Annotated in this window: 13 protein-coding genes and 2 pseudogenes; 10 read left to right on the top strand and 5 right to left on the bottom strand. The window is 65.8% G+C overall.

The features are described from left to right. Window positions 1–14: 14 nt before the first annotated feature. Window positions 15–155 (bottom strand): hypothetical protein, encoded by a 141-nt coding sequence (locus ABEB09_RS00200; RefSeq protein ID WP_345685823.1) that lies wholly within the window; start codon window positions 153–155, stop codon window positions 15–17. Window positions 156–358: 203 nt separating this feature from the next. Between ABEB09_RS00200 and ABEB09_RS00195 the strand changes: the two genes are divergently transcribed. Beyond that, on the top strand, window positions 359–1,783 hold the full coding sequence (locus ABEB09_RS00195) for an NsdA family TPR-like regulatory protein (protein WP_345685821.1): 1,425 nt from the start codon (window positions 359–361) through the stop codon (window positions 1,781–1,783). 116 nt (window positions 1,784–1,899) lie between these two features. Here the strand turns inward: ABEB09_RS00195 and ABEB09_RS00190 are convergent, their stop codons facing one another. Next, window positions 1,900–2,712, bottom strand: coding sequence for a DUF6623 family protein (locus ABEB09_RS00190; RefSeq protein WP_345685819.1), 813 nt, complete (start codon window positions 2,710–2,712; stop codon window positions 1,900–1,902). Window positions 2,713–3,966: 1,254 nt separating this feature from the next. On the opposite strand from ABEB09_RS00190, the gene ABEB09_RS00185 reads away from it, so the two are divergent. Then, window positions 3,967–4,584 carry an RICIN domain-containing protein gene (locus ABEB09_RS00185; RefSeq protein WP_345685817.1) on the top strand — a complete coding sequence of 206 codons (618 nt, stop codon included), beginning with the start codon at window positions 3,967–3,969 and terminating at the stop codon, window positions 4,582–4,584. Between the two features lie 117 nt (window positions 4,585–4,701). On the opposite strand, the gene ABEB09_RS00180 is transcribed toward ABEB09_RS00185, so the two are convergent. After that, on the bottom strand, window positions 4,702–5,217 hold the full coding sequence (locus tag ABEB09_RS00180) for a hypothetical protein (protein ID WP_345685815.1): 516 nt from the start codon (window positions 5,215–5,217) through the stop codon (window positions 4,702–4,704). A 33-nt stretch (window positions 5,218–5,250) separates the two neighbouring features. Here ABEB09_RS00180 and ABEB09_RS00175 point away from each other — a divergent pair, with 33 nt between their 5' ends. From ABEB09_RS00175 to ABEB09_RS00165, 3 genes and pseudogenes are all read left to right on the top strand, one after another. Next, window positions 5,251–5,601: a hypothetical protein gene (locus ABEB09_RS00175; RefSeq protein ID WP_345685813.1), complete on the top strand. Its 351-nt coding sequence runs from the start codon at window positions 5,251–5,253 to the stop codon at window positions 5,599–5,601. Window positions 5,602–5,652: 51 nt separating this feature from the next. Continuing rightward, a pseudogene (gene tpg, locus ABEB09_RS00170) lies at window positions 5,653–6,102 on the top strand (telomere-protecting terminal protein Tpg); the annotation flags it as partial. A gap of 522 nt (window positions 6,103–6,624) precedes the next feature. After that, window positions 6,625–7,513, top strand: a pseudogene (locus ABEB09_RS00165) (IS5 family transposase). 29 nt (window positions 7,514–7,542) lie between these two features. Here ABEB09_RS00165 and ABEB09_RS00160 read toward each other — a convergent pair. Then, window positions 7,543–8,121, bottom strand: coding sequence for a DUF6368 family protein (locus ABEB09_RS00160; protein ID WP_345685811.1), 579 nt, complete (start codon window positions 8,119–8,121; stop codon window positions 7,543–7,545). Between the two features lie 90 nt (window positions 8,122–8,211). Next, window positions 8,212–8,859, bottom strand: a complete 648-nt coding sequence (locus tag ABEB09_RS00155) for a hypothetical protein (RefSeq protein ID WP_345685809.1) — start codon at window positions 8,857–8,859, stop codon at window positions 8,212–8,214. Between the two features lie 136 nt (window positions 8,860–8,995). Here ABEB09_RS00155 and istA point away from each other — a divergent pair, with 136 nt between their 5' ends. From istA to ABEB09_RS00130, 5 genes are all read left to right on the top strand, one after another. Further along, a complete protein-coding gene (gene istA, locus ABEB09_RS00150) occupies window positions 8,996–10,390 on the top strand; it encodes an IS21 family transposase (RefSeq protein WP_425580008.1) in 1,395 nt (464 codons plus the stop codon). Further along, window positions 10,387–11,157, top strand: coding sequence for an IS21-like element helper ATPase IstB (istB, locus tag ABEB09_RS00145; protein ID WP_345685805.1), 771 nt, complete (start codon window positions 10,387–10,389; stop codon window positions 11,155–11,157). Before istA ends, istB begins: the two co-directional genes overlap by 4 nt. A 911-nt stretch (window positions 11,158–12,068) precedes the next feature. Further along, window positions 12,069–15,617 (top strand): LamG domain-containing protein, encoded by a 3,549-nt coding sequence (locus ABEB09_RS00140; RefSeq protein WP_345685803.1) that lies wholly within the window; start codon window positions 12,069–12,071, stop codon window positions 15,615–15,617. Window positions 15,618–15,807: 190 nt separating this feature from the next. Continuing rightward, a complete protein-coding gene (locus ABEB09_RS00135; RefSeq protein ID WP_345685801.1) occupies window positions 15,808–22,623 on the top strand; it encodes a polymorphic toxin-type HINT domain-containing protein in 6,816 nt (2,271 codons plus the stop codon). A gap of 17 nt (window positions 22,624–22,640) precedes the next feature. After that, the gene (locus tag ABEB09_RS00130) at window positions 22,641–23,198 is read left to right on the top strand and encodes a hypothetical protein (RefSeq protein WP_345685799.1); all 558 of its coding nucleotides are present in this window, start codon (window positions 22,641–22,643) and stop codon (window positions 23,196–23,198) included. Window positions 23,199–23,316 lie beyond the last annotated feature (118 nt).

Raw genomic sequence — 23,316 nt, 5'->3', positions numbered from 1 at the left:
GGATCGGCCGCTCGTCAGTCGTTGGTGTCGGTCCGGCCGGTGCCGCCGCCGTCGGCCGGGGTGGCGTTGCGGCCGCGGGCCGCGGCGATGGCCCGCCGACCCCGGACCAGACCGGCGGACTGACGTGCGGCGGATGTGGCACTCGTGCTCGGCATGATGCCCTCCAGGGATCTCGAAGCAGCCGGCTTCGTCCGGCCGCTCCACCAGAGTCGCCTCCTGGCCGACGGCACGTCATTGCCCCATAAGTCCCCTCACATTGCGGGGCACCCGCAATAGCAGCGAGGCATGGCTCTCCGGCCGAAGGGATACGGTGAAAGCCGCCTCGCTCCATCGCCGTGTTCCATACCGGGGGGACCGCATGGCCACCGTCACTCGCGCTCGCCGGGCCGAAATCCTGCGCGCGTCGCAGAGCATCCGGATGCGCTGCCAGCGAGAACACAGCACCGTCGAGCGGATCGTCACCGAGATCCGCAAGGCGCTGCCCGAGGTCACCGCACTGGAAGGCTGGCGCCTGGCCTTGGGCTGGTCACGAGCTGAGACGATCAGCCAGATCGCCGCGCTCTACGTGGACACCGGACTGCGGCCCCGCGGGCTGACAGACGCCATGCTGTGCCGCTGGGAGCACGACCCGACCGAATGGCCCGACGACGAGTACACCGTGATGCTGTGCCGTGCCTACGGCGCCCGCCCTGAGCAACTAGGACTCGACCGCCGCCGTACGGCATCCGATGCGATCGCATTCCGGTACGGTCAGGCCCACAGCGCCGCGACCCACGGCCGCGGCGGCCCGTGCGAACAGGAGCCGATGCGGATGACCACCGATGCCGGACTTCCCGCAGTGCGCGAGAGCGTGCACCTCGCGCTCCTGGCCAGCCCGGAGGGCGGACCGCTCGTCGTCGACCTGGCCGAGGCCGCCGTCGAGCACTACGCCCTCAACTACAGCAAACACCCGCCGCACATCCTGTTCGAGCAAGTCCGTGACGTCCGCCACCTCCTGACACCGTCCCTGGAAAGCCACGGCGCTTCAGACGGCATCCGGCGGCACGTCGGCTGGCTGTCCGCCCTGCTCGGCAATCTCGCCTTCCACCTCGACGACATGACCGGCGCCCGTGCCCACCTTGGCACCGCCGCGGCGTACGGCGCGCGGACGGGCGACCGACGCCTCGAAGCGTGGGCATGGGGGGCACAGAGCATGGTGGCCAGAACCTCCGGCCGCATTACTGACGCCATCGAGCACGCTCAACGGGGAGCCGCCGCAGCGCCGTCCGGTCTCGCGCGTGCCCAACTCCACGCATGGGCCCTTCTGCCCGCCCTCGCTGCCGGCGGCCGCAGCGACGATGCCGAGCACGCCCTGACAACGGCCATGCACGAACTCGACACGGCCAGCCAGGCTCAGGCACCAGGCCGGTTCGGTTTCGACGCCGCAGAACTCGCGCTTCACCAAGCGGAGGCTTATCTTGCCCTTGGCCGGACCTCCGACGCACGTGCCCTCGCAGAGGAATCGACGAGCGGCTGTATCAGCGGCACACCTGGATGGGCGGCGGCATCCCTGGTACTCGCCCAGGCTGAGGCGCCCAATGCACCGCACGACGCCGCCCAGCGGGCGCACGACGTACTCGACCGCATACCCGCCGCCAGGCTCCGCTCCACAGCGCGCTCCCGGCTCTCACGGCTGACCCGCGTACTGGTCGACCGGGGTGGCACTGGCGCCAGTGATCTCGCGGAACGAATGCGGGTACTACCGCCGCCAATTGACATTCACGGGCAGGCGCTCACCGGTTAACCGGCGCGGTCCGCGCAGCCTGCTAGCGGCCGCTCTCGCCTCGGGGTGGCTACGAAACCAGGCGGCGGTGCGCTCGGTCTGATGCCTGAGACACGTCTCCCGTGAGGCATCTGCCTCTAGTTCTTAGACTGCTCGTTCTGTGCTTTGGTCGCGTGTGGGCACGAGCCTGCCGTCGACGATGAGCACGGTGCCGCGCGGAAGCGCCGCCGCTGCTTGGGCCAACATCGGCCCGACGTGGTCGACGATGCGGTCAGCAGCTGACTCTTCGAGATACCGAACGGCGAACGGCAAGATGACGCTGTGCCAGGTCGGTCCGTCAGCACGCGGTGACCAGCAGCACTCGGTCTTCCCGCCGGGGGGAACCAGGGACGCCCACGACGAGGCCGCTCAGCGCCTTCTCGGTGCAACGTAGCGATCAGCCTGCGCAGGTCGCGCGGTTGCAGCCCGCTGAACGGGGATAGTTCGTCACGTTGTGAAATCCCCCCTGCGGTCGCGATGATTAGACGCGACGACCCGATTGGGGTGTCGAAACCGATTGCTGCAGAGCACTTGAAAGAGATACCGATGCCGAAGATGACGGTGTGGGGCTGATTGAGACTGAAGGTGTTCTGTGCGTCCAGTCCAGTGCGGTGCTCTCCTTCGGAGGAAAGATCGTTAAATTCCTGGATTTTCTCAGATCCGTCCCACACGTGAACGTTACGAATCCGGCCGCGATGCGGGTCGGTTCGGAAGAGCACGAAGACTTTGATCAGCTTCGTCCGGACGTCCGAGACGATCACCGGCGTCGGTACGGTGATGTGGAACCAGCTCGACTTTCCCGGCAGAATCTCCATGTCGCCACCCCATCCGAAGTGGCCCTGCCGTGCTAGGACTTCTGGTGACTCTACCGTTACGGCGTTCCCGTGGACCCAACTTGCGTGGAGTGCCATGACGCACCTGCTCCCTTGGTGTCATCACTCAATCGCTGACGCTCACCAGCTGTCGATCTCATGGCTGGTTGAGTGCCTCATCTGTGTGAGGCGAGCCACTTTGCGCCCTTCGACGTATGACCTATAGCCGTCACTTGACCAGTACGGCGCCGCGCATTGAGTGCAATGCTCCATTTTCTTGAGGCCTCAATTTTTCATCCATTAGGTGAAATTGGAGACGCCCGTGGACTTCAGGTGATCCCTGGGCACCCGTGTGCTCTCTTCAGGGGGCGTTTCGCGTCACGACCGGCTCGCGGTCGCATTTCGTGCGCTAAAAAACTGTATGTCCAGTGTCACACCATTGGGGAGTGGCTTCAAGCTGCGGCAGGTGGCAGGCTTCACGAACGCGCACCACGACCACTCCAACTCTCCCCGAGCGCCTCGCTCATGAAGGATGACACGGTGAAGCCTGGCCCACACCCGGTGCCGGCTCCACTGGGCGCAGCGCCGGTAGAGGGTGGGTCAGGCCGCTCCAAACCCTGGCGGCTGCTGCCGCCAAGTGCAGCCCTAGGTGCCCACCAAGATTATCGCCGCCAGACATTCGCGGTCACCGGCCCGTCGGCGGCCGCCGACTTGCGGACAGATGACCTCTGTCGGTGGCACCACGCGCCGGGACAGCACCCACAACTCGTCCGGGACCAACCGCTTAATTGGATCCGTCATCCGCCATTCAACAGTCGCGTGCCATAAGAAACAGCTTCGAAGAACTGTTCGTAACTGATCAGGCGGGTCGACAGCCCGCCACCGTGATGAGACTCCTTGAAAACAGCCAGACCTGCTCATGGTCCCCGGCCGGTTGCGGGCTCAATGAGGGATTCTGGTACGAATCCGCGATCATCAGCCACAAGCGGCGTCTCGCCCCCTCAGTCGACTGCGCACGTGCGAGCTCGGAGTTGGCAGCCGCCTCGGCAGGCACAAAGCTGCCAAAGGGATGGGCTCCGCGCTTGACGGAGCCCTGGGCACACCCGCGATTCACTCAAGTGCGGTCGCGGTGGACTGGGGCTCGCCATAGCCTGAGAAGTGTACGCGGTCACCGCCTCGTAAGAGCCAGGACACACCCGGTTGGCACAGACGGTCGGCATAGCCGAGGCCGGATGGGGCTCCGAGGGCAAGCCGTATTCCATTCAACTGTTCACGCTTAAGTGCTCGTCGACCCTCATGCATATCTGCAACGCGCGGGGGCGGCGAGCGCCAACCGGCTGAAGGTGAAATACCATGTCCCACACCGTGCGAAGGATGTCTCGGGCTGCAGCCTGCTGTGGTTTCGCAGCTGCCTGCATCCTGCCCAGCCTTGGAGGCGCGGCCGAAGCGGTGGCGCCGACGGCTCCAGTCGACCAGCGTTTCTTCCTTATAAAGGCCAGGCACTCCAACATGTGCCTGGACGTCGCCCACGCCAGCATGGCACACGCCGCCCCGGTCGTGCAGGCTCATTGTTGGAGCGGTCACAACCAACAGTGGCGCCTCGTGCCGCAAGGAGACGGGGTGCGATTCAAAATCCAGGCCAGGCACTCCAACCTCTGCCTGGATGTCGCGCACGCCAGCCGACAGCACGGCGCCCGGGTGGTGCAAGCCAATTGCTCAGGCGGCAGTAATCAGGTGTGGTGGTTCGCACCCCGGGAGGGATGGAGGCCGCTGGTGGAAGGCCCCATTGGGCGTGTGCCCCATATCAACCATAGTGCCGCGATCGTGTCGGACCACACCGGTATGGTGCTGGATGTTCTCAACCGCAGCCAAGCCCACGCCGCTCCGGTGGTCGTGGCGGGTCTGGGAGACGGACGTGAACCCGCCACCAACCAGCTGTGGCGCTTCGAGAGGCCAAAGGCCAATCTATGAGCCTCACCCGTCGACATAGCCCGCGGCAGTGACCAGGGACGCCCTCGACGAGGCAGCTCAGCGCCTTCTCGGTGCAACATAGCGATCAGCCTGCGCAGGTCGCGCGACGGGTGACTGCTAGCGAGATGGGTCCTTGGGTAACGTCCCAGGACTCTTCTGATCGAGTGGAGAACGGGTACTGCGGTCTATGCCGTCCAGCGACGTCGTCCACGATGCGGGACCACTGCGATTCCTCGGCGCCGAACGGGACGGCGTCTCGAAGGAGTTGATCTTTTCCTTGAAGCGGGCTTCAAGGGTGTCCAGGTCGGCTTCCGACTCACACGTGGTGGTGAACTCTTCGAAGGCCAGGAGGGTGTAGACGAGGGACTCGACATCGCTGTGCAACTGCTCGTAGTCGTCGAGCGGAGTTCCTTCGGGGAAGGCGTAGACAACCTTTCGGAGCTTGATCGGGCGGGGCTGCTCTGGTGGGTGGCTGGCTATTCCTGGCCATGGCGGTCTGGGCTGCTGGCTTCGGCGGCCCGCCCCGGGATTCGTGTGCCGGTGGTCTGACACCATGGTCTGATGTTCGACTTCGGTATCCCTGGCTACCGGCCTTCGTGGCTGAATAGCCGCCGTGAGGTCCTGCGCGAGCATGGGCCTCGCCTCTGGGCTCTCGTCGGTAGGCCTTTGAGCCGGATTTGGCTTGTCTGGGACCGGCGGGAGGACGAGTGGTTCTCCGACTGTCCGGTCCTGTTCGACTTCGATGGTGAGCAGGTCGAGATCAACCACTGGAAGTTCGACGACGTCTCGCTCACGTGGAACGCGATCGATCCCCACCGGCCGCCCCGCTGGGACGGTTTCGACCTGGAGTGGCGCGCCGAGCCCCTTGCGGGCCTGAGCGGACTGCCGGGTGAGCCGCTCAAGGGCGTCGCCGTCTTTCTTCACCGCGAGGTGAGCTTTGCGTTCGAGGACGCAACGGTGGGCGTCTACAACGCCCTGGACGAGAACGGGCTGTCCATCACCGCCACGCCCAGCTGACTCGCGCGCCGGGCGCCCGCTGGGGTCGTGCGCAGCAGCGAGAAGGGCTCCACCAAGGCCGTGGCGCGCTGCCTCGGTGTCTCGCAACGCACGGTGGAGCGTTACCTCACCGGCCAGTTCCGCCAGCCCCGCGGGAACTCGCCGACCGCCTGGAGGTGAAGGTGCGCAGGAGCTGGCAGCCGCGTGTCCGTGAGCGCGGCCGGCAGCGTGCCGCGTGCCGCCACCTCCACGGGCGTCGTCGTCGAGAGGCGGGCCCGGTTCGGCTTCACCGCGGCGCCGGGCTTCACGGATGATTCCAGGCTGCGCCTGGTCACGCAGCATCTGCCGCCGCAGTACGCCGCCCGTCTCTTCGACGCCCAAGTGGCAGGGGCCGGCGAGCAAGAGCTCCGGGCGATCGCGGCGGAGGGCCTTCAGGAGATCTACTTCAAGGACCGCGGCCGCCGCGCGCAGGGCCTGGAGGTGGAGCTGACGGACATCGACTACGTCGAGTTCGACTACTGACAGCGCCTGTGACATCTGTCGTGTGACGGCGCTGTGTGGCTGTGCTGAGGCCTGCCGCGAGGTTGCTCGCTGGTTTTCGGTCGCTTCGGTCGCTTCGGTCGCTGCGCGGTGTTGGGTGCCATGGCCGCACGCTCGAGGGCCCCACTCCCGGACACCCGGCGCCGGCTCCCTTCGCTCACCCGGACGGACTAGGCTCAACCTCGGCCCGTGCCGGCATGGAGCGCGCGGGACAGGCCCCGGTCCCCGTGACGGGACGCAGTACGGCCGGGGCCGCCCCCGCATGGTGACGTCAGGCCGCTGCCCATTCCAGACCGAGCTCGGCCAGCGCCTTGCGTTTGTCTTAGGTGAGCTTGGCGCGCCGAGTGCGATTTCTCGGTTTTGGGACTGGCTTTGTTCACGAGTTCCGGTTCTGGCTCAAGTTCTGTGGTGCGGCCACGTTAAGTGAACGGATCACCTCGCGGTTGACCGATCCCGATGGCGAGAACGAACCCCGGGTCTAGGCCGTGTCTCATAATTGATCTTGTGGTGGGGCGAGGAGAGCTGACAGACGCGGCCTGGTCGCGAATAGAGCGTTGCTGCCGAAGCGTGACGGTGCAGGCCGCCCGTGGCGGGACCACCGCCAGGTGGTCAACGGGGTGCTTTGGCGGTTGCGGACGGGTGCGCCGTGGCGTGATCTACCGTCTCGGTACGGGCCCTGGCAGACCGTCTACCGGCGTTTCGCCCAGTGGGAGAAGGACGGTGTCTGGGCAAAACTTCTGGAAGAAGTCCAGGTCCGCGATGACGCGGTGGGCACCGTGGAGTGGACGGTCTCGATCGACTCCACGGTGGCCCGCGCCCACCAGCACGCCGCCGGTGCCCGCAAAAAGGGGATGAGGCCGGGGACGAATTGGAAGATTCGGCAGCAGTTGCGCGTCGCGAGGCGCTCGGCCGGTCCAGGGGTGGGCTGACCACCAAGGTCCATCTGGCGGTCGACGGCCGCGGCCTCCCGGTGTCGATCGTGCTGAGCACCGGCAACACGGCGGACTGCACCATGCTCCCCGCCGTGCTGGACGCGATCCGCATCCCGCGCATTGGGCCCGGACGGCCGCGCACCAGACCAGACCGTGTCGTGGCGGACAAGGCATATTCGTCCCGGAAGATCCGCCTCCTGCTGCGGCGCCGGAACATCAAGGCGACCATCCCCGAGCGCCGCGACCAGGTCGCCAACCGCGTCCGCCAGGGCGCGCAAGGCGGCCGGCCCCCAGTGTTCGACGCCGAGGCGTATCGAGGCCGGAATGTCGTCGAGCGGTGTTTCTCGCGATTGAAGCAGTTCCGGGCCGTCGCGACCCGGTTCGACAAGCTCGCCGCCCACTACCGGGCCGGTGTGGTCATCGCGTCGCTGATCCTGTGGCTGCGAAACATAACGACTTGACCCGACCGTCGCCGAGTGAGTGGCGGGCGCTACTTGACCAGGTGGAAGCCCGGATGCTGCAGCCAGGCCGCCAGGAACTTCACGTCACCGACGTGCCGAAACCACCGCCCACCGCCCCCGGTGTCGTACGAGACCTCCACGACTCTTCCCGGGAGGGAGGCAACCAGTGCTCTCGCCCGGTCCAGAGACGCCTCATCGCCCGTGTCATCGCGTGGGTTGGGATGGCTCAGAAGGCCGTCGAAGTCGATCAACGCGTCGAGGCGTTCGGCGAGCGCGAGTGCCAGGTGACCGAGCATCTGGTGGTTCGCCGGGCCCGAGCAGCCGGCACCGAGCACCAGTCCCTGTACCGGTGGCCGAGAGAAGGCCGAGTAGTCCTCATCCTCTGCCGGTATCTCCTCGTCCTCCGACAGGAAGAAGACGCCAACGCCGGTGGGGTCCAATGCAGGTAGGCCCACGGCCGAACCGTCTCGCACCCAGAAGTCCAGGTCGCTGCCGACCTTGGTCTCGACCGGCTCGCAGAAGCTTTCCAGCCACGGGACTACATCGGCCAGGATGTCCCCGTACTCGCGCGGTTCGAAGAGCCACAGCCCGACTGCCGGTCCCGACATGCCGCCCCCAAAGAGTCGTGCTCCAGTGCCATCCGGACCCGGTTTTACCAGGTCGGGATGGCAACTGCTTGATCATCTATGAGACACGGCCTAGTCCCGCGCCTCGGCTGCAGACCTCTTGCTAAGGAACTGCTTCGCTGCCTCAACCGCTTCCCCGTTGAGTTCCTCGACGGAGACTCCCCAGCTCTCCTCCCAGCCGTCTAGGTTGTGCGCGCAGTGCACAAGGGGTTCTAGCTCTTCGGGGCGGCCGAGGTCATAGGCGATGTCTGCCCAGATGAGGTGAGTGCCGGCGGCGGGATCCAGGGATCCGTCGGCGATCTGACCGGCGATCCAGTAGGCCATCGCCCACTTTGCGGCCCGGGGGTCTGCGGGCGGACGGAAGAGCAGTCCCAGCTCCTCCAGTACTTGGTCGAAGAGTTCCGGTGCGTCGGGCTCTTCGCTCCGGAGGAGTCCAGCCAGCATGGCCAGGGACGGGCTCTCGACCCCAGCAATCAGCGCGTCCAGACCTGCCTGAATGAGCCTGTCCGACCCGACATGCCTGCCAAATGCCCTTTCACGCGCGATGTGTCTGAACTGATCGAGGGCGTCGTCGCTGGTCATGGTCTTCTCCGTCGGCATCTGGAAGGGGAAGGCTTGCACATCCACCGGCGCCGTTGCCATCGAGTTGCTCCCGTCGTCGATGATCAGGACATGAGGACGCGCTTCAGCAGGAGGGCGAAGCCTGCTGTCGGCGTACATGTGAACGTCCCCACCCGCGTACGGATGAAGAGGGACAGTTGTTGATGCGGTGAGACCTGCTGCTCGGCACTCTGCTGCTTGGTCAGTGCGAGGCGGCGGAGGGCGGTCGACGGTGGTTTTGGATCCGCATCGCTGGTTGGAGCTGCGGCGTTTCCGCGGTCTGTTGGAGTCCGGGGCGATCAGCCTGTCGGAGGTCGCCCGGGAGACGGGGCTGGACCGCAAGACGGTCCGTAAGTATCTGTCGGCACCGGGGCCGGCGACCCCGCCGCGCCGGTCGCCGAACGGGCGGTCGCGGGTGAGGGTGATCGATGAGTTCGCGCCGCTCGTCGACTCGATGTTGCGGGCGGAGATCCTGATGAAGGCCGCGGTGATCCACGAGCGGCTGGTGGCGGAGTACGGATTCACCGGCAACTACCAGCGCGTGAAGCTCTACGTTCAGGAAGCCCGGCCGCGAGTTGCCGAGGAACTGGGCATCACGCCGAAGGAGCTGGCGGGCATGCACCGCCGCTTCGAGGTGATCCCGGGCGCCCAGGCCCAGGTGGACTGGGGTGATGAGGGCAAGATCCTCGCCCACGTGGGCATCGCGAAGGTCTACTCCTTCCACATGACGCTGTCGTACTCGCGCGACCCGTTCTGCTGCTTCACCACCAGCCAGGACCTGCAGACGTTCTTCGAATGCCACCGCCGGGCGTTCGCCCACTTCGGCGGGGTGCCGATGACCATCGTCTACGACCGCACCAAGACCGTCGTCCGCCGGCACGTCGCCCCGGGCGAGGCGGTCCCGCTGCATCCGGAGGCGGTCGGCTTCGCCGGCCACTACGACTTCGACATCGACGTCCTGGCTGCCTACCGCCCCACCGGCAAAGGCCGCGTCGAGCGGCAGGTCCTCATCGTCCACGACCACGTCCTTTCCGGCCGGTCCTTCTCCTCCGTCGAGGAGATGGACGCCGCGTTCATCGCCTGGGTGCCGCAGCGGCGGGCTCAGATCCACAAGACGCACCGGGAGGTCATCGCAGAGCGGGCCGCCCGGGACCACGCGGCCCTCAAGCTGCTGCCGCCGACCCCGTATCTGGTGGCCGAGCGGCACCTGCGACCGGTCGGCAAGGACTGCCTGGTCGCCTTCGGCGGCAACCTCTACTCGGTGCCCGCCCGCAAGGTCCGCCCGCGTCAGCTGGTGGAGATCCGGGCCACGAAAACGCAGGTCATGCTGCACTCGACCGTCGCAGACGCCAACGGCGAGACACTGCTGGCCGCCCATCTGCGGGCGGTCGGCCGTGGGGTCCGCGTCGTCCAAGAGACCCACTGGGACGGTCTGCCCACCGGCAAGGGACGCCGCACCACCACCGGCGATGTCCTGCCCCGGCCCCGTCGTGAGCGTCCTCTGGGCGAGGAGGCCGGACCTCTTCAGGCCCTGCTGAACCGGGCCGCGGCCACCCGCATCGAGGTCGGCCGCCGACCGCTGTCGGTCTATGACGAGCTGACCGGCACCCGCCCCTTCACCACCCGTCCGAGCACGAGGGAAACGTCTTGAGCGAGCTGGTCTCCACCCGCATCCGCAATACGGCCGGCAAGCTTGGCCTGCCCCACCTGGCCGAAACGATCAACGAGTACACCCGCCGGGCCGACGAGGCCAAGATGGGCTACCTCGACTTCCTCGACCTGGTCCTCTCCGAGGAACTGGCCGTCCGCGACGACCGCCGTTTCCGCCAGGGCCTGCGGCTCTCCCGGCTGCCGCACCACAAGACGCTCGAGGAGTACGACTTCTCCTTCCAGCCCGACCTCGACCCGCGCAAGGTCAAGGACCTCGCCACCCTCTCGTTCGTCGACGGCAAGGCGAACGCCGCTCTGCTCGGGCCGCCCGGGGTCGGCAAGACCCACATCGCCGTCGCCCTCGCGGTCGCCGCCTGCCGGGCCGGCTACTCGATCTACTTCACCAGCCTCGACGACATGGTCCGCAACCTCAAAGCCGCCGAGACCGCCGGGCGTCTGACCAACAAGCTCGGCACCTACCTGCGGCCCAGCGTCCTCGTGGTGGACGAGGTCGGCTACCAGCCCCTCGAACGAGCCGAGGCGAACCTGGTCTTCCAGGTCATCTCCAAGCGTTACGAGAAGGGCTCGATCATCCTCACCTCGAACAAGACCTTCAGCGAGTGGGGCCAGGTCTTCGGCGACGAGGTCCTCGCCACCGCGATCCTCGACCGCCTCCTGCACCACTGCGAAGTGATCTCCATCAACGGCCCCAGCTACCGGCTCAAGAACCGCCTCAAGGCCATCGAGCGAGAGAACGAAGTGGCCTGACAGCTGGGGACGTTCCCCCGTACGCAACTGGGGAGAAAAGTCCGTACGCCGACACGCAGCGCCGGAAGCGATGCCTCGGGCACGGAGGCCTGGGGAGCGTCCGCGCGGCGCCAGGAGCGGGTCACACGCCAGACCAGGGCCATGACAGCGCCGGTGACGAGAAATGCTCCCATCGACTGGCCGGCGGCGTAGCTCGTGGAGGTGGTGTCCAGCGACAGAATGATCACCGCAGGAGGATAGAGCACCCGGTTCGACTGCCTCTTGTGTCTACGAGACGCTTGTGGAAGCAGTGGGTCAATGCTTCGGCCGGCCACGTCGCAGAGCGGTGCCAAACTGTCGCCCATCCACCGAAGGGGCCTTGTTCGCCCCATCTCCACCGCTGGCAGCTGCCCGGGACGGCATTGGGCGCTGCCTGCCGGACAGACCGTGCGGTCGCGGAGGATTGACCGTTGGCTGATCTAGGACTGCTCGTTCGCCATGCGGGTGTGGTGCCGTCTCGATCGGTCCGTCCGTGCAACGGCTGCCAGTGCCTCAGTCCTGATCCGCGACCGGGCGGAAGCAGCACCTCCACGTGCTCTTGGCGACCACCGGTTCGTCCGCTCACAAGTGGCCGGATGTGGTTGCTTGTCCAGCTGTGCTGCATTGCGTGAACTGCTTCTCCTGCAAGTGATGTGCGGCGAGTCACGCTTCCCTTGCCCTAATACTGCCTGGTCAGACCTCCATGAGGAGGCGTCAGGGCCTGGACGGTATTCGCCCCTACCCCTTAGGGTCACTTCGCTTACGTGATCTTTATGATGTGGACAGATTGTGAGTGAAGCGGAGTGATGAGACGCAGGCGCCGCGGGGGAGCGGTGCGGGGGGCGGCCGCCACAGCATTGGCACTGGCTCTGCTGGGAGGCGGGGCTGCGAGCATGGTGCCGCATACGGCCTGGGCCGCCGTTGAGGATCCGGCTGCCGAGGCGCCCGAGAGCACGTCTGGCCGGCCCGCTGACGAGGAGGCCAGAGGCAAAGCGTTCTGGCAGGACGACGACATACCGGCCAAGACCGCCGAGCAGAGGGCCTCGGAGCAGGCGGTCTCCTCCGGGCAGCGGGTGGAAGTCACCGCGCTGACCAACGAGTCGAGCCAGGTCTTTGCCAACAGCGACGGAACGTTCACTCTCGAAACGTCACCGGTACCCGAGCGGGTCCGGAAGAACGGCTCATGGGTGCCGATCGACACCTCGCTCGTGCAGCGCGCCGACGGTCGTCTCGCTCCGCGGGCGGGGCAGGACGTGGTGCTTTCAGGCGGCGGATCCTCCGACCCGCTGGTGAAGATCACACGTGACGGCAAGTCCTACGAGCTCGCAACGCCCTGGACACTGCCCGCACCGAAGGTCAGCGGTTCTCTCGCGGTCTACGAGTCGGTCCGGCCGGACGTGGACCTGGTCGTGCAGATGCGGCCGGACGGCTTCACTCAGAACCTGGTTGTCCATACCCGGCAGGCCGCAGCGGATCCGGCCCTGCAGTCCATCAAATTCCCAGTCAAGGTATCCGGCCTGTCGGTGAAGACCGCCGACAACGGGAGCGTTTCTCTCCTAGATGCAGGCGGGCGAACGGTGTTTTCCAGCAGCGCAGCGCTGATGTGGGATTCCCCAGACGCCCTGAGCTCCACCACGATGACTTCGGCGTTGTCGACATCGTCCACAACGCGAAGTGCGTCCTTCACCTCGGCCGAGCAGGCCGACACGGATCCGGCCGACGCCGTGGTTCCCGACCCCGGCTCGAAGACGGCCATCGCGGACGTCGCAGTCGTCGACGGCTCACTGGCCCTGACGCCCGACCGCACGTTCCTCGAGGACTCGGATACGACCTACCCCGTCGTGATCGACCCACCGGCGGTCAGCGCGACACTCACCGGCTGGACCACCATCTGGTCGAACCTTGCCAGCACGTCGTTTTGGAAGACCTCCCACGCGCTCGGCGTGGGATACGACGCCTACGTCGACAACAAGCAGGCCAAGTCCCTCTTCCAGTTCGACACGCGCACCGTCGCCGGCAAGCGGATCCTCGGCGCGACGTTCACGGCGTACGCCATATGGTCGGCCAACTGCGATCCGAAGAACGTGTACCTGCACCGGACGAGCACGATTTCTTCCGGCACGACATGGGCCAAGCCTCCGTCCTTCATCGAGCAGGTCGCCACAGTCCAGGCTGCGAAGGGTTACTCGTCGGCATGCCCGGACGGTGACATCGAGTTCAACGCCACCAAGGCCGTCGCCTACACCGCCAAGGCGAAGTCCACGACGACCACTCTCGGGCTGACCGCGAGCAGCAGTGACCCGATCGCGTGGAAGCAGTTCATGTCTCCCACCGACGACCGCTCCACCTCCGCCCGCAAGCCCAGGCTGTCCGTCACCTACGTCACGCCGCCGACCTCGGCGCCGTCCGCGGTGAAACTCTCGGATCCCAATGTGGCCTGCTCCGCCTCAACCAGCCCGGCGCTCATACGTGACAACACCCCGCGACTGACCGCCACGCCGACATCGGCGGACGGCACGAACGCCAGCCTGCGTCCCAACTTCGAGCTGTACGCCGGCTCCAGCACCACCCCGATCTACCTCAGCCCCGATACCTGGACAGGCAGTGGGGTAGCCGGCTCCGACGTGGCACCGCCACTTGCCACCGCAGTGACCTACAAGTTCAAGGCACGCACCCAGTACCGCTACACCTACAACGGCGTCACCAGCTTCATGTACGGCCCCTGGTCGAGCTACTGCTATTTCACCCTCGACACCAGCGCACCCCCGAAGCCGACCGTGACCTCTACGGAGTACCCGCCGTGCGCCGGCACCGACTGCACTACGTCACCGGAGACCGGCAGTGTCGGCCAGACAGGCAGCTTCCTGATCAGCGCGGGTGCCACGGATGTCCGACGCTACGACATATGGCTCAACGGCGTGCTCCTGGAGAGCAAGCGCTTCACGGTCAACACGCCCAGCTACGAGCGCAAGGTCACCCCGACGCAACGGCTGGTCAACATCCTGCGAGTCCAGACCTGGGACAACGCCGGCAACCCCAGTGAAAGCAACGACTACTACTTCAAGGTAGCCGCAGCCTCCAATCCCGTCGCTCAGTGGAAGCTGGACTCCAGCGCCGACAACGCCGCCGGAACCACCAACCCCCTCAACCTCTCCGGAGAGGCAACCTGGACCACCCATGCCCGTCTCGGCGGAGGCCTGCGCCTGAACGGCGCCAGTTCCTACGCCGCCACACCAGGCCCCGTAGTGGACACGACGAACAGCTTCTCTGTCGCTGCATGGACCAAGCTGGGCAGCCGCGCGCAGAGCAGCACCGTGGCCAACCAGAACGGCACGCAGACCGGAGCCTTCCAGCTGTACTACTCCTCCATCGACGACCGCTGGGTGTTCGCCCGCGACAGTGGAGACGGCGCCTCCTCCGTCCGCGCCGTCTCCACGCGGCCCGGCGTAATCGGTGCCTGGACACACCTGCTGGCCGTGTACGACCGCGATGCCCAGCAGATCCGCCTCTACGTCAACGGCCACCTGGAAGCCACCACCGCCTACACCACCCCCTGGGCCGCGACCGGGCCGTTCGAAATCGGCCGCATGCAGCAGCCCAGCGGCCCGAGCAGCTACTTCAAGGGCGACCTCGACCACGTTCAGGCATGGAACCGCGTCGTCTTCCCCGACGAACTGCACGCCCAGGCCAACATGGAGAACCCGGAAACCGGATACCCGCAGGCGGCTCTGCTCGCGCACTGGACCCTGGACAACGCCAGCGCCACCACAGCACCGGACGACAGCGGCCGCGGCAGCACCCTGACCCTGTTCGGCGGATCCGGCATCACACCGGCCGACGACCCGGCCCACGGCAACGTACTCAACATGCCGACCGACCAGCGAGGCTACGCCACCTCACCAGTACCGCTGGACGCATCGGGCAGCTTCACCGTCACCGGCTGGGCCTACCTGAACGCTGAAGTGCTGCAGAACACCAGCGGCGCCCACTCACCCACAGTCATCGCCCACCCCGGACTGCAGCGCAACGCCTTCCGCCTGTGGTACCGGCAGGAGATCGGCGAAGCCATCGGCGACTGGAACTTCGGGGTGTACGAGACCGACGTCCTGGACGGACCAGGCGCCACCATGACGTCCGAACAGGTCAACCCCCCGGGCAACTGGATCCATGTCACCGGCGTATTCGACTCGGTCAACCGGTCGATCAAGCTGTACCTCGCCGGAGTCCGCGAAGGCGGCGACGACGGGGTTCTGGTCAACCGCATCTTCCAGTCCGATCAGCCGCTGATGGTCGCTACCGCCCGCCGTCACGACACCAGCCTGTGGGGCAACCGTCTCTACGGCCAGCTCGACGACCTGCGCGTCTACGCCGGCGTCCTGTCCGAAGCGGAGATCACCCAGCTGGCGACGGTGGATGCACCGCCCCCCGTCGACATCGGCTGACCACCGACACCGCAGAACTTCCTTCCTCCCTTATTTCCTGTCCGACGCCACGGCAGGCCCAGGTCCTGCGCCCGGGCCTGCCACGGCTGCGCAGAATGCGAGTACCCACGTGACCGGCACGAGATCAGTGCTGCCATCGTGGTCATGGGCAAGAGCCCACCGACGCCGCCTGGCGGCTGTAGCTCTCCCCGTGACCACAGCGGTCGTCGCCACCCTCCTCGGTGCGGCGCCCGAGCGCACGACCGAACGCGACCCTGGCCCTCTGCAAAAGCCCGACTACGGCAAGGCCGCCGCGTTCCAGCCTCACCTCAAGCAGATACCGGACCCCACCCGCGCCGCATCGGCACGCACCCGCCAGCAGGCATCCCGGGAAATCGACTGGCCCGACGCCACTGGCACGGGTGTAACTGTCCCGGCCAAGCCCGGCGCCACCACTCGGGCCGCGAGCCTCCCCGTCTCCATTGCACAGCCCAAGGCCGCTGCACCCAGCACCAGCACACGGTCGGCGCGGACCACCGCCGTCCTGAAGCCCGTTACACCACCCGCACCCGCCAAGGCCGGCATACGCATCCTGGACCGGGCCACAACGACGAAGCTCGGCATCGAGGGCGTCGTCCTCACAGTGGGCCGCACAGACGGCCGAACCGACGCCTCCGCCCTCAGCGTCGCCCTCGACTACAGCGGCTTCGCATACGCCTACAGCGGCAACTGGGCCTCCCGCCTGCGCATGCTCCAACTCCCCGCCTGCGCACTGACCACTCCACACAAGCCCGCCTGCCGTATCACCAAACCCCTCCCCTCGACCAACGACACCAAGGACCAGACCGTCACCGCCCAGGTGACCACACCCAAGACCTCCCCCACAGCCCGCAGCAGCGCCTTTACCGTGCTTGCCCTTTCGGCCGGTACTTCATCGGACCGCGGCACCTACGAAGCCACCCCGCTCTCCCCATCGGCGACCTGGGCCGGCGGAGGTTCCAACGGTGACTTCACCTGGTTCTACCCCATGGACACCGTCCCGGCCCCGGCCGGGCCGACCCCTTCGCTATCCATCAACTACTCGGCCCAGAGCGTCGACGGCCGCACCTCCTCCACCAGCGCCCAGCCCTCCTGGGTCGGTGAAGGCTTCGACCTTCCCGTCTCCTACATCGAGCGCTCCTACGGCAACTGCGACGACGACGGCCAGGACGGCAAATTCGACCAGTGCTGGAAGGAGGACAACGCCTCCATCGTCCTGAACGGCAAATCCAGCACGCTCATCCTCAAGGACGCAAAGACCAACACCTGGCGCCTCCAGGGCGACGACGGCGAGCGCGTCATCCGCTCCACCGGCGCCACAAACGGTGACGACGATGGGGAACACTGGACCGTCACCACCACCGACGGCACCCAGTACGTCTTCGGCAAGAACCGCCTGCCCGGATGGGCCAGCGGCAAGCCCGAAACCAACTCGGTGTGGACCGTCCCAGTCTTCGGCGACGACACAGGAGAACCCGGCTACGACGCCGGCACCAGCTTCGCCGCACGCGCAAAGACCCAAGCCTGGCGATGGAACCTCGACTACGTCATCGACCCGCGCGGCAACGTCATGACGTACTGGTACACCAAAGAAACCAACTACTACGCCAAAAACGGCTCAACCGGGAACGGCACCGCCTACAACCCCGCCGGCTACCTCACCCGCATCGACTACGGCCAGCGCACCGACACCATCTTCTCCACCACACAGCCGGCCGCGGCGCGGGTGAAGTTCACCGTCGCCGAGCGCTGCATCCCCGTTTCCGGTGGCGAAACCTGCACCAACCTCTCCGACACCAACCGCAACGCCTGGCCAGACGTCCCCTACGACCAGATCTGCAAGCCGAACACGACCTGCACCGACCAGCCCTCGCCCTCCTTCTTCACCCGCAAACGCCTCACCGGCATCACCACCCAGGTCTACAAGGGCACCGGCACCGGTCTCGACACCGACTACCGCGATGTCAACCACTGGACCCTGACCCAGGACTTCCCCGACCCCGGTGACGGGTCCAACCCCGGCCTGTGGCTGCGGTCCATCCAGCACACCGGCAAGTCCGGCACCCCCGTCACCCTGCCGGCCATCACCTTCTCCGGCATCCAGCTCCACAACCGCGTCGACAAGGTCGGCGACGACATCCCGCCGTTCATCAAGTGGCGTGTTCGTACCGTCACCTCGGAAACAGGATCCGTCCTGACGGTCAACTATTCCGACCCCGAGTGCCTGGCCGACACCAACATCCCATCCGCACTCGACAAGAACACCAAGCGCTGCTACCCGGTCAAGTGGATCCCGCCGTCCAACCCCACGCCCGGAACCGACCCCCAGCCCCGCACCGACTGGTTCCACAAGTACGTCGTCACCCAGGTCACAGAATCCGACCCAACCGGCGGCGCCCCGCTCAAGCAGACCGACTACACCTACCACGGCGCCGGCGCATGGGCCTACGACGACCAGTCACCCATCACACCCAACAAGTACCGCACCTGGGGAACCTGGCGCGGCTACCAGAAGGTCACCACTACCACAGGCGAAGCCACAGGCACCCGCTCCAAGACCACCAGCCTCTTCTACCGGGGCATGCACGGCGACAAGCAACTCGACGGCACCACCCGCACAGAAACCGTCACCGACTCCCAGGGCACCACGGTCAACGACGAGGAGCAATACGCCGGCCAAACCCGTGAGCAGATCACTTACAACGGCACCGCCGGCGAAGAGGTATCCGCCACCATCACCGCGCCCTGGTCGCAGAACACCGCCACCTCCACCCACGACTACGGCACCCTGCGCGCCTACATGGTGCGCACCGCCAAGGAGGTCAAGCGCACACCGGTCGCCGGCGGCACACCCATCACATCCACCACCACGACGACCTACGACCCCCAAAGCGGCCAGCCCCTCACCGTGGAAACCGAGGGCGGCGGACAGAAGGACTGCACCCGCGCCGAATACGCCAAGAACACCACCGCCTGGCTGCTCACCCACACCAAGCGCGTGGAGAGGGTCTCCGTCGGCTGCGACGCCACACCCATCCGCACCAGCGACCCCAACACCACCCATGTCATCTCCGACGTCCGCACCTCCTACGACGGCCAGGCATGGGGCGTCGCCCCGACCAAGGGCGACGTCACCGCGACACAGCGCGTCATCGGCTACAACGACACCGGCGCGCAGCTGCAAACCGTCCAGACGGCGCAGTACGACGCACTGGGGCGCCTGACCGACCAGTGGGACACCCGCGGCACACGCACCAACCACATCGAATACACACCCGCCACTGGCGGACCCCTGACAGCAAAGAAGGAAATCAACGCCCTCGGACACACGATCACGACAGAGATCGCACCTGACTGGGGCTCCAACACGGTCAGCACCGACCCCAACGGCAAGCGCACCGAGAACGCCTACGACGCCTTGGGTCGCCTGACAGACGTGTGGCTCCCGGACCGCAACCGCGCCACCGGCCAGACGCCCAGCCAGCAGTTCGAGTACAAGGTCCAGCGGGACCTCGCATCGTGGGTGGCGACCAAGTCACTGAAGAACGACGGCACCTACCAGACCTCGTACGTCATCTACGACGCTCTGTTGCGCCCTCGCCAGACCCAGGCACCAGCTGCCGCGGGCGAAGGGCGCGTGGTGATGGAGACCAAGTACGACACCCGAGGTCTGGAAGTGGAGACCTCGGCCGACTACATCGACACCAAGGCCCCCAGTGGCCAGCTCGACATCCTGCTGACAGCCTCTCCGGCCGGGACTCGGACCGTCCATGACGGAGCCGGCAGGCCGACGGTGGAAATCACGCTCGTCAACGAGAAGGAACACTCTCGGACCCGCACCACCTACGACGGCAACGCCACCACAGTGGAACCCCCGGCCGGCGCCTCAGCCATACGCGAGGTGGTTGACAGCAGGGGCCGCCTGGCCGAGAAGCGCGAGTACGACGGCAACCAGGCCACCGGCGCCTACACCCGCCTCACCTACACCTATGGCCGAGCCGACCAGCTCACCAAGGTCCAGGACACCGATGGCAACGCCTGGGCGTACCAGCACGACTTTCTCGGAAGGCCGACCACAACCACCGACCCCGACGCCGGCACCAGCCGTACAGAGTACGACGACCTGGACCGCATCAACGTCACCGAGGATGCCCGCGGCAACATACTCAGCTACACCTACGACGTCCTCGGCCGGCCCACCGGCAGGCTCTCCGGACGCATCCCCGTAGTCAACGGCGTAGCCACGATCGACGAGTCCAAGTACCTGGCGCGCTGGTCCTACGACACCATCGCCCTCGGCCAGCCCACCTCAGCCATCCGCTACGAGGGCGGCAAGAGCGGCAAGGTCTACGCCATCACCAACGCCGCCTACGACCCGCTCTACCGAGTGCTGAGAGAGCAGTACACCATCAGCACCAGTGAAGGAGCGGTCGCAGGAACCGGCACCTACACCATCACCAACGCCTACAACCTCGACGGCACACTGCAAAAGCGCGTCATCCCGGCCATGGGCGGCCTCGCCCAGGAGATCCTCACCTACGGCTACAACGATCAACGCCTGCCCACCACCCTGCAGGGCCTGACCGGCATGGTCCGCGGAACCGACTACCTCCCCGCAGGCGAACGCATCCGCATCACCCTTGGAGTCTCCTCCACCGCCAAGTGGACCCAGATCAACACCTCCTACGAAACAGGCACCAAACGCCTGGCCAGGCAGACGGTCGTCTCCGAGACCAACAGCGGCACCGACGCCGACACCTACTACCGCTACGACCCGGCCGGAAACCCCATCGAGATCGACGACCGCTCCACTGCAGCCGGCGACAAGCAGTGCTTCACCTATGACGGCCACCGACGCCTGAAGGGCGCCTGGACCTCCACCACCGACTGCACCACAGCACCGGCCAGCGCCACTGTGGGTGGCATCGCGCCCTACTGGACGACTTACACCTACGACAGCGCGGGCAACCGCAAGACCGCCACGGACCACCTCGCCGCAGGAGGCCCCACCACCACGACCTACGCCTACGACCACACCACCGGCGACAAGCTCCGCCCCCACCTGCTCGCCTCCACCGCGACCAGCCCTCAAAGCGCGGCCAAGCCGGCGACCAGCTACACCTACGACGCATCAGGCAACACCACCACCCGCGTCACCGGAGACAAGAGACAGACACTCCAATGGGGCCCCGAAAACGACCTGACCAAGGTCATCGAGGCCGACAACTCCGAAACCTCGTTCCTCAACGATGCCAACGGCAACCGCCTGATCCGCCGGGACACCACCGGAACCACCCTCTACCTCGGCGAAACCGAGCTCCGCTACGACAGGACCACCGGCAAGGTTGAAGCCACCCGCTACTACACCCACGGCGGACAAGTCGTCGCGATACGCACACCCCAGTCGCTGACCTGGCTAAGCAGCGACCACAACGGAACGGCCAACGTACAAATCGACGCCGCAACCCAAACAGTCACCCGCCGGCGCATGCAGCCGTTCGGCGAAGACCGCGGCGCACAGCCCACTTCATGGACCGGTGAACGTGGCTTCGCAGGCGGAACCAAGGACACCACCGGCCTCACCCACCTAGGCGCTCGGGACTACGACCCCATCACCGGCCGATTCGTCAGCGCAGACCCCATCGCGGACCTGAAAGACCCGCAACAGATCAACGGCTACGCCTACAGCAATAACAACCCTGTCACCTTCGCCGACCCAGACGGCAAGTGGCTCGCCGCCATGATCAAGATCATCAAGGCGGTCGTGCGCTACATCGCCGCAGCCAAACACCCCTCCTACCGCCAGAACAGCGCCTCTCGTGCCTCGAGAAACGGCTCTCGAACCGGCCTCTCCGCTTCGGGTAGCGCCAGCTATACCTCGGGCGGTGCCAACTGCCACCCCGTACAGCGAAACTACGGACTTTGCGGCAACCAGGAACCAGAAGACCCAAGACCGCTGGGCCAAGCCGTCAAGGACTCGGCAGGGGCATTCGGGGAATTCATCGTCAGCGGCCTGGACGCAATTGAGTACGCCACTGAACCTTGGTGTTGGTTCGGCGCTGACTGCGGCGCTACAGACACTTATCGAGAGAAAGTCAAGGACGTCGGCGTAGACGTCGACTCCGAGGACTACCAGAAGACCCTCAAGGGCGCTGAATACGCCTCCTGGGCCACCGGACTGTGGGGTATGGGAAGAGCCCTCGCCAAGAAGCTGGCGAAGGGCGGAGCCGGTAAGAAGACGACAACGCCAGACTGTAAATGCTTCCTGGCCGGCACTGACGTCCTCATGGCCGACGGCAGCACCAAGGACATCGAGGACATCGAACTCGGCGACATGGTGCAGGCGACAGACCCCGAGACCGGCAAGAGCGGGCCGAGGGAAGTCACCCGCTTGATCGTCACCGAGGACGACAAGCACTTCAACGAAATCTCCATCGTGACCCCAGAGGGTGTCGAACAAATCATCGCCACCCATGAGCACCCTTTCTGGTCACCCTCGCTAGGTGACTGGATTGAGGCCCGTGAACTCCGGTCTGGCGTGACTCTGCTCACCGACGATGGGGACACGGTTGTCGTTTCAGAGAACCGCGCCTTCTCGCACCAGGCTCGCACCTACAACCTCACAGTTGACGACCTCCACACGTACTATGTGCTGGCAGGTGATACTCCGGTCCTGGTTCATAATTCGAACTGCCCTGCTCTGACTAAGACGGACAGGATCGCTGAGCATCTCACCTTGCGCGACCTCGACGCGGCAAAGCGGGAGCTGGCCGGCGAAGTCGTGGCGAGGAAGTCGGACGGAACTCCATGGGATCATGTTGCTGAGGTTCGAGATGCACAAAATGGCCTGCTCAAGCGCATGCACCAGATCAAGGTCCAGATATCGAAGGTAGGGGTCGATGATCCAAGCTTCCCCGGCCTTCAGGCTGAACTCAGTCAGGCTAGTAAGCTGCTCGACTACTCTGAGAAATACGTTCCGAGGCACTGATGGCAAACTTTAGAGACATGCTTGACAAGGCGAAGTGTGGGCGATTGGGCGCCGAGGATTTTCACATCGCAGTCAAAGCCGTGTCTGAGGGGCGCGTAAGCCCGCGAGACCTTTACACGGCGTTGCATGTTGTGGGATTGGCTGGCTCACCTACCCAAGCAGAAGTCGTCCGGAAATACCTCGATATGCCCTCAGATCCCATGCTCTCTCGGCTTGCCCTGCAGATCCTCTGTGACTATTGGGGTATGTCTTCGGATGTTCTGCCAGAGATTCACAGGTTTCTGACCGGAGTTGGCTGGGACATTGATGGAGATGTCAGAGAGGTGGCCATTTCCGTCGCAGGTAGGCATCTGCGAGAGGAGAGGGGGCCCCGCAGTCTGGCACAGGCATTGGTGAGAATAGCCGAGGACGAGGGAGAATTGGATTTCGTGCGGGAAAGTGCCGTGCGTGCTTTGGCGGGTGCCCTTGGAGAGTCGCTTCTTGACGTCTCCTCGCCCGCAGTTCGGGTACGGATTCCATCCGCTCAGGCGGTCGATGTCCTGACCCGCGCCAGGAAGAGATACGCCGTGCGGTGATTTGATCGGGCCCCCGAAATAGGAGCAGCATCCCCGCTAGAATCCGAGGTATGGCACTAAGGGCTGTCCCGTAATTGCTGGTGGGGTGCTGCGACTGGGTACTTCCACGGACCGGCGG

The sequence above is a fragment of the Streptomyces coeruleoprunus genome (assembly GCF_039542925.1).
GTDB classification, from domain to species: Bacteria; Actinomycetota; Actinomycetes; order Streptomycetales; family Streptomycetaceae; genus Streptomyces; species Streptomyces coeruleoprunus.
Note: the sequence above shows the minus strand (reverse complement) of the source record. Positions and strands in the feature narration are given on the sequence as shown.